Annotated in this window: 4 protein-coding genes and 5 tRNA genes; 6 read left to right on the top strand and 3 right to left on the bottom strand. The window is 65.8% G+C overall.

Going from position 1 to position 6,815, the window contains the following annotated elements:
* Window positions 1–52 precede the first annotated feature (52 nt).
* From C9J49_RS03630 to C9J49_RS03650, 5 genes are all read left to right on the top strand, one after another.
* Window positions 53–991, top strand: a complete 939-nt coding sequence (locus tag C9J49_RS03630) for a choline ABC transporter substrate-binding protein (RefSeq protein WP_046079823.1) — start codon at window positions 53–55, stop codon at window positions 989–991.
* 92 nt (window positions 992–1,083) lie between these two features.
* Window positions 1,084–1,160 (top strand) — tRNA-Met (locus tag C9J49_RS03635).
* Between the two features lie 135 nt (window positions 1,161–1,295).
* A tRNA-Asn gene (locus tag C9J49_RS03640) sits at window positions 1,296–1,371 on the top strand.
* Between the two features lie 62 nt (window positions 1,372–1,433).
* Window positions 1,434–1,509, top strand: a tRNA-Asn gene (locus C9J49_RS03645).
* Between the two features lie 75 nt (window positions 1,510–1,584).
* A tRNA-Asn gene (locus tag C9J49_RS03650) sits at window positions 1,585–1,660 on the top strand.
* Window positions 1,661–1,855: 195 nt separating this feature from the next.
* Here the strand turns inward: C9J49_RS03650 and C9J49_RS03655 are convergent.
* Window positions 1,856–3,910 (bottom strand): carboxy terminal-processing peptidase, encoded by a 2,055-nt coding sequence (locus C9J49_RS03655; protein WP_107181237.1) that lies wholly within the window; start codon window positions 3,908–3,910, stop codon window positions 1,856–1,858.
* Window positions 3,911–4,047: 137 nt separating this feature from the next.
* Here C9J49_RS03655 and C9J49_RS03660 point away from each other — a divergent pair, with 137 nt between their 5' ends.
* Window positions 4,048–5,346, top strand: a complete 1,299-nt coding sequence (locus C9J49_RS03660; RefSeq protein WP_046079821.1) for a M18 family aminopeptidase — start codon at window positions 4,048–4,050, stop codon at window positions 5,344–5,346.
* A gap of 108 nt (window positions 5,347–5,454) precedes the next feature.
* Here the strand turns inward: C9J49_RS03660 and C9J49_RS03665 are convergent.
* Window positions 5,455–5,531 (bottom strand) — tRNA-Met (locus C9J49_RS03665).
* Between the two features lie 56 nt (window positions 5,532–5,587).
* Window positions 5,588–6,679 (bottom strand): redox-regulated ATPase YchF, encoded by a 1,092-nt coding sequence (gene ychF / locus C9J49_RS03670; RefSeq protein ID WP_046079820.1) that lies wholly within the window; start codon window positions 6,677–6,679, stop codon window positions 5,588–5,590.
* Window positions 6,680–6,815: the final 136 nt, after the last annotated feature.

A 6,815-nucleotide genomic window follows, 5' to 3' on the forward strand; every position in this document is an offset into this window, starting at 1 on the left:
GGCACGATGTTTCCTCGAATCATACGCGTGATCCACGCAAGGGAGCGATGCAATGAACAAGATGACCATGGGCCTGGCCACCACCGCGCTGGCGCTTTCCGCCTCGCCGCTGATGGCCGCCGAAGAGGGCTGTCAGCCCGTCCGCTTCGCCGAAGTGGGCTGGACCGACATCACCGCGACCACCGCCCTGACCACCGAGGTGCTCGAAACGCTCGGCTACGACACCCGGATCGATACCGTCTCGGTGCCCATCGCCTATTCCGGCATGAAGAACGGCGACTTCGATGTCTTCCTCGGCAACTGGATGCCGTCCATGGCGTCGATCAGCGACCCCTACGTCGAGCGGGGGCAGGTGGACCGCCTGGGCGCCAACCTGGAGGGCGCCAAGTACACCCTGGCGGTGCCTCAGTACGTGTATGACGCCGGCGTCACCTCGGTGGCCGATCTGGACGCCCACGCCGACCGCTTCGAGTCCACGCTGCACGGCATCGAGGCCGGCAACGACGGCAACCTGCTGATCCAGGACATGATCGACGACGACGCCTTCGGCCTGGGCGACTGGCGGCTGGTAGACTCCAGCGAGGCGGGCATGCTGGCCGAGCTCAACGCCCGCGAGCCGAACGAGCAGTGGATGGTGTTCCTCGGCTGGGAGCCGCATCCCATGAACACCAACTTCGATATCGCCTATCTGGAGGGCGCCGACGACTACTTCGGCCCGAACCTGGGCGGTGCCACCGTCTACACCAATACCCGTGCCGGCTACGCCGAGGCCTGTCCCAACGTCGGATCGCTGCTGAACAACCTCTCCTTCACCCTGGAGATGGAGAATCAGCTGATGGGCGAGATCATGGACGAGGGCACCGATCCGCGCGATGCCGCCCGGAGCTATCTCCAGGCGCATCCCGACGTGCTCGAGGGCTGGCTCGACGGCGTGACCACCGCCGACGGCGAGCCGGGGCTGCCCGCGGTCAAGGAGGCGCTGTCCCTCTGATGCCGCCTGTCGCATGGCGGGCTTGCCTTGGGGCGGGCCGCCGTGCATAATCTGCATCCGTCGTCGGGGACATCTCTCCCAGGACGCAAAATGGCTACGTAGCTCAGCTGGTTAGAGCACATCACTCATAATGATGGGGTCCCCTGTTCGAATCAGGGCGTAGCCACCAGGACAGCATGAGACGCCCGCCCGGCACATCGCCCGGCGGGCGTCTTGCTTTCCGGAGGCGTGAGCGGCGAGTGACGGTTTTGGCCCTTGACGTTCACAAGCGGATCCGTATACTACGCACCGTGCTCGAGGCCATTCCCCGATAGCTCAGTTGGTAGAGCAAATGACTGTTAATCATTGGGTCACAGGTTCGAGTCCTGTTCGGGGAGCCAGCTTCGTCCCAGAGCAACGAGCACAGCGGCACTGAAAGGTGTCGAACGGTAAAAAAGGTCATTCCCCGATAGCTCAGTTGGTAGAGCAAATGACTGTTAATCATTGGGTCACAGGTTCGAGTCCTGTTCGGGGAGCCACCTTTTACCTCTTCCAGACCGTCAGGTTCCGGCCATCAGGCCTCTGAGGTCAGCCCGTCCGGGCATACAAGTCGTTCCCCGATAGCTCAGTTGGTAGAGCAAATGACTGTTAATCATTGGGTCACAGGTTCGAGTCCTGTTCGGGGAGCCAATGCTTGTTCTTCAGCCGTTTCTGCGCTGATTCCCTGAATTCTCCGCTCTCGCGTCTTTCCCGATTATATCGTGATGCTACCGGCTTTCCGCCGGCATTCGTCGTGTCCGTGCGTTTCGTCCGCGTTTTGCTCCGTGCAATACGGCGACGCCGGGCGCAGGGCCCGGCGTCGTGTATGGCGAGGGTGGGAAGGGCTCAGTCGTCGTAGTCGGCGAGTCGCAGGCCGTGGTCGAGACGGGCGTAGTCGAGCAGGATCTCGGCGCTCTCCATCACCTGGGCGCGATCGATCGGCTCGGCCTGTTCGGTATCCTCGTCGCGGGCGTCCGTCCACTCCTCCAGCGGCTCCAGGCCCAGGGCCTCGCGGCGCTGGTTCTCCAGGGCCAGCTGTTCGGCCTCCTGGGCCTCGGCCTCGCGCTGACGCTGTTCGCGATTGAGGCTGACGCTGGTGTGCTGCTCGCGTAGCCGCTCGGCGAGCTCGGCCTCGCGCTCCAGGTAGTGGAAGTTGGGGTGCAGGTCGGCACGCTGTTGATGCCGTTGGCGAAGGGTCTCCAGATAGCGCTCCGGCTGGCCGTAGCGGCGGTACTGGACCTTGCGCACCTGATCCCAGGCCAGGGCGTTGTCGAGGCTGCTCTCGCCGATGAGCTCCGGGTCGATCAGGCTCGGGAAGCTGATGTCGGGCGTGACGCCGCGATGCTGGGTGCTCTCGCCGGAGATGCGGTAGAACTTGGCGCGGGTCAGCTTGAGCTGGCCGTGGTTGAGCTCGTCGAGGGTCTGCACGGTGCCCTTGCCGAAGGTGTCGCCGCCGACCACCAGGCCGCGCCCGTAATCCTGAATGGCGCCGGCGAAGATTTCCGAGGCCGAGGCCGAGAGCCGGTTGACCAGCACCGCCAGCGGACCGTCGTAGAGTGTGCCGCTGTCTGTATCGCCGTAGAGGCTGATGCGGCCCTGGGCGTCGCGCACCTGAACGGTGGGGCCGCGATCGATGAACAGGCCGATCAGCGAGTTGGCTTCCTGAAGGGCGCCTCCGCCGTTGTTGCGCAGGTCGAGCACGATGCCTTCCACGTTCTCGTCCTTGAGCCGTTCGACTTCCTTGGCCACGTCGCGGGTGGTGCTGCGGTAGTCCGGCTCGCCGGCCTGCCAGGCATCGAAGTCGACGTAGAAGGCCGGCACCTCGATGACGCCCAGGCGATGCATGCCGTCCTCGCGCTCGACCTCGATGACCTCGCTCTGGGCGGCCTGGTCCTCGAGCTTGACGGTGTCGCGGGTGATCTCGACGACCTTGGAGCGGGTGGTATCGACGGCCTGGGCGGGCACCACGTCGAGGCGCACCACCGAGCCCTTGGGGCCGCGGATCATGTCGACCACGTCGTCGAGGCGCATGCCGACCACGTTGACCACCTCCTCGTCTTCCTGGCCGACGCCGATGATGCGATCGGCGGGCTTGAGCACGCCGGCTTTCTCGGCGGGGCCGCCGGGCACCAGGCTCGCGACCTTGACGTACTCGCCATCGGCCTGGAGCAGGGCGCCGATGCCCTCCAGGGACAGGCGCATCTGGATGTCGAAGGACTCGCTCTGGCGCGGCGACAGGTACTCGCTGTGCGGGTCGATGCTGCCGGTCACGGCGGCCATCATCAGGCCGAAGACGTCCTCGGCGTTGGCCTGGCGGAGGCGGTTCAGCTGGTTCTCGTAGCGATCGTGGAGGGTTTCTTCGACCTCTTCCGGGGTCTGGTCGCTGAGCGACAGCGTCAGGGCGGCGTTCTGCAGGCGCTTCTGCCACAGCTCGTCCAGCGATGCGGTGCGGCGGGGCCAGGGGGCGTCCTTGCGATCCAGGACCATCCGCTGGTTGCCGTCGAAGTCGAAGTCGAGGCCTGCATCGACGCGCTCGAGCAGCCACTCCAGGCGTGCTTCGGCGCGCTCGTGGTAGCGCTGGTAGAGCGCGTAGGGGCGGTCGAGATCGCCGTCGAGGACGGCATCGTCCATGGCGGTCGACAGGTCCGCGAACTCGTCGACGTCATCGGCGAGCAGGTAGGCCCGCTGGCCGTCGAGCAGTTCCAGATAGCGCTCGAAGGCCTGCTTCGACCACTCGTCGTCGAAGCGGATATCCGCGTAGTGGCCGTAGCGCAGCGATTCGGCTACCTCCACGGCGGCCTCGCGCTGGGCGTCGGTAGCGGTGATCGCCGCCTGGGCCGGGACGCTGCCCAGCAGCAGGGCCAGGGCCGCGGCACGACCCAGGGTCACAAACAGGCTCATCGATGAAGCACTCCCGGATTCATGTACACTCTAGCGTCCAGACCGTGATTCGGCTCACGAGTTGCACGGACAGAACCGCCATTGTAGCAGCTCGGTCGAGTCCCATGCCCCCAAGATGCGACACCGAGAGGAGTCCCATGCCCCAGGATGCCCCGCTCGAGCGACTGCTCGACTTCCTGCGCCGTTCGCCCACGCCCTGGCACGCCACGGCCAACATGGCCGAGCGCCTCGAGGCCGAAGGCTTCCGGCGCCTCGACGAGACACAGCCCTGGCAGCTGACGCCCGGCGAGCGGGTCTACGTGACGCGCAACGATTCCTCGATCATTGCCCTGCAGCTGCCGAGCGAACCGCTCTCGGCGCTGCGCATGATCGGCGCCCACACCGACAGTCCCGGACTGCGCCTCAAGCCTCATGCGCCGCAGACCGCCGCCGGCTGGCTGCAGCTCGGCGTCGAGGTGTACGGCGGGGCGCTGCTGGCGCCCTGGTACGACCGCGATCTGGGGCTCGCCGGCCGGGTTCACGTGCGTCATCCCGACGGCCGCCTGGAAGGCATGCTGCTCAACGTCGACCGCGCCGTGGCGATCATTCCGAGCCTGGCGATCCATCTCGACCGCGAGGCCAACAGCGGCCGGGCGATCAATGCCCAGACCCAGATGGCGCCGGTCTTCCTTCAGGGCGGCGAGTCGGCCGATCTGGATCGTCTGCTGCGAACCTGGCTGGCGGCCGAACATGACCTCGGCGATGTGGAGATCGTCGACTTCGAGCTCGGCTTCCACGACATGCAGCCGCCGGCCCGGGTCGGCGTGGAGGGCGAGCTGATCGCCTCGGCGCGGCTCGACAACCTGCTGTCGTGCTTCATCGGCCTTGAGGCCCTCCTCGATTCAGACGGGACGCAAGGGGCGGTGCTGGTGGCCAACGATCACGAGGAGGTGGGCAGCGCCAGCGCCTGCGGCGCCCAGGGGCCCTTCCTGGGCGACGTGCTGCGGCGGGTCAGTGCCCAGCTGGGTGACGGCAGCGAGGAAGAATTCATCCGTCTGATTCAGGCCTCGCGGATGATCTCCTGCGACAATGCCCACGCCTTGCACCCGAACTTCCTCGACAAGCACGACGCCGCTCACGGTCCGGCGCTCAACGAGGGGCCGGTGATCAAGGTCAACGCCAATCAACGCTACGCCACCAACAGCGCTACCGCGGCGCTGTTCCGCACGCTGTGCCAGGAGGCCGAGGTACCGGTGCAGACCTTCGTGACCCGTGCCGACATGGGCTGCGGCAGCACCATCGGCCCGATCACCGCTACCGAGCTCGGCGTGCCGACCCTGGACGTGGGCGTGCCCCAGTGGGCGATGCACTCGATCCGCGAGACCGCGGGTGCCAAGGACGTGGCGCACCTGACCCGAGTGCTCACGGCCTTCGTCGATCGCCGCGAGCTGCCCTGAGGCCCCGTGACCGCCGGCGCCTTCGGGCGCCGGTGGGAGGGTGACCGGCCAAGCCGGCTCATCAACGAAAAAAGCCCGCCTGGCGAACCAGGCGGGCTTTTCGATATCTGGTGGCTACGCCCTGACTCGAACAGGGGACCCCATCATTATGAGTGATGTGCTCTAACCAACTGAGCTACGTAGCCGGACAACGAGGGCGCATACTACGGATAAGGCCTCGTTTCGTCAACTATTTTTTGCCTCAGACGTTGAAGCGGAAGTGCACCACGTCGCCGTCCTTGAGCACGTAGTCCTTGCCTTCCAGGCGCCACTTGCCGGCGTCCTTGGCGCCCTGTTCGCCGCCCAGCGAGACGAAGTCGTCGTAGGCGATCACTTCGGCGCGGATGAAGCCCTTCTGGAAGTCTGTGTGGATCACGCCGGCGCCCTCCGGGGCGGTGGCGCCGATCTTGACGGTCCAGGCGCGGACTTCCTTCACCCCGGCGGTGAAGTAGGTCTGCAGGCCCAGCAGCTCGTAGCCGGCGCGGATCACGCGGTCCAGGCCGGGCTCTTGCATGCCCATCTCGTCGAGGAACATGGCGCGCTCCTCGTCGTCGAGCTCGGCGATCTCGGCCTCGATCTGGTTGCACACCGGGACCACGACGGCGCCTTCCTCGGCGGCGATCTGCTTGACCACCTCGAGGTAGGGGTTGTCGTCGAAGCCGTCCTCGTTGACGTTGGCGATGTACATGGTCGGCTTGAGGGTCAGGAAGCCGAAGCTCTTGAGCTGCTGCTTCTCGTCGTCGTCGAGGCCGAAGCTGCGCAGCGGCTGGCCCTCGGCCAGGTGCGGCTGGATGCGGTCGAGGATCGCCTTGGTGGCGATGGCTTCCTTGTCGCCGCCCTTGACCACGCGCACCAGGCGCTGGATGGCGCGGTCGACGGTGTCCAGGTCGGCCAGGGCCAGCTCGAGGTTGATGGTCTCGATGTCGGCGCGCGGATCGACCTCGTTGGCCACGTGGATGACGTTGTCGTTATCGAAGCAGCGCACCACGTGGGCGATGGCTTGGGTCTCGCGGATGTTGGCCAGGAACTGGTTGCCGAGGCCCTCGCCCTTGGAAGCGCCCGCCACCAGTCCGGCGATGTCGACGAACTCCATGGTGGTGGGGATGGTCTTCTCGGGCTTCACGATCTCCGCCAGCCGGTCGAGGCGCGGGTCCGGCATCGGCACGATGCCGACGTTGGGCTCGATGGTGCAGAAGGGGAAGTTCTCGGCGTCGATGCCCGACTTGGTCAGGGCATTGAAGAGGGTGGACTTGCCGACGTTGGGCAGGCCGACGATACCGCAGTTGAAACCCATGGGATCTTCCTGGAAAGAGAGTTCGAGGCGTGTGATTGGCCGGTATTCTACGAGATAACGGCGCGGCTGTAAGCCGGCACCCTTCGGGCAATGCCTAGGTTCTGTCTGAAAAGTCGGCACGTAAACAACGGTCTAT

Origin of the sequence: Halomonas sp. SL1 (assembly GCF_003030865.2) — a bacterium.
Taxonomy (GTDB): domain Bacteria; phylum Pseudomonadota; class Gammaproteobacteria; order Pseudomonadales; family Halomonadaceae; genus Halomonas; species Halomonas halophila.

Bases quoted from the DNA above. Each gene is read 5' to 3' on its own strand.
- C9J49_RS03630 (WP_046079823.1), top strand. From the start codon at position 53: ATGAACAAGATGACCATGGGCCTGGCCACCACCGCGCTGGCGCTTTCC.
- C9J49_RS03655 (WP_107181237.1), bottom strand. From the start codon at position 3,910: ATGAGCCTGTTTGTGACCCTGGGTCGTGCCGCGGCCCTGGCCCTGCTG.
- C9J49_RS03660 (WP_046079821.1), top strand. From the start codon at position 4,048: ATGCCCCAGGATGCCCCGCTCGAGCGACTGCTCGACTTCCTGCGCCGT.
- ychF (WP_046079820.1), bottom strand. From the start codon at position 6,679: ATGGGTTTCAACTGCGGTATCGTCGGCCTGCCCAACGTCGGCAAGTCC.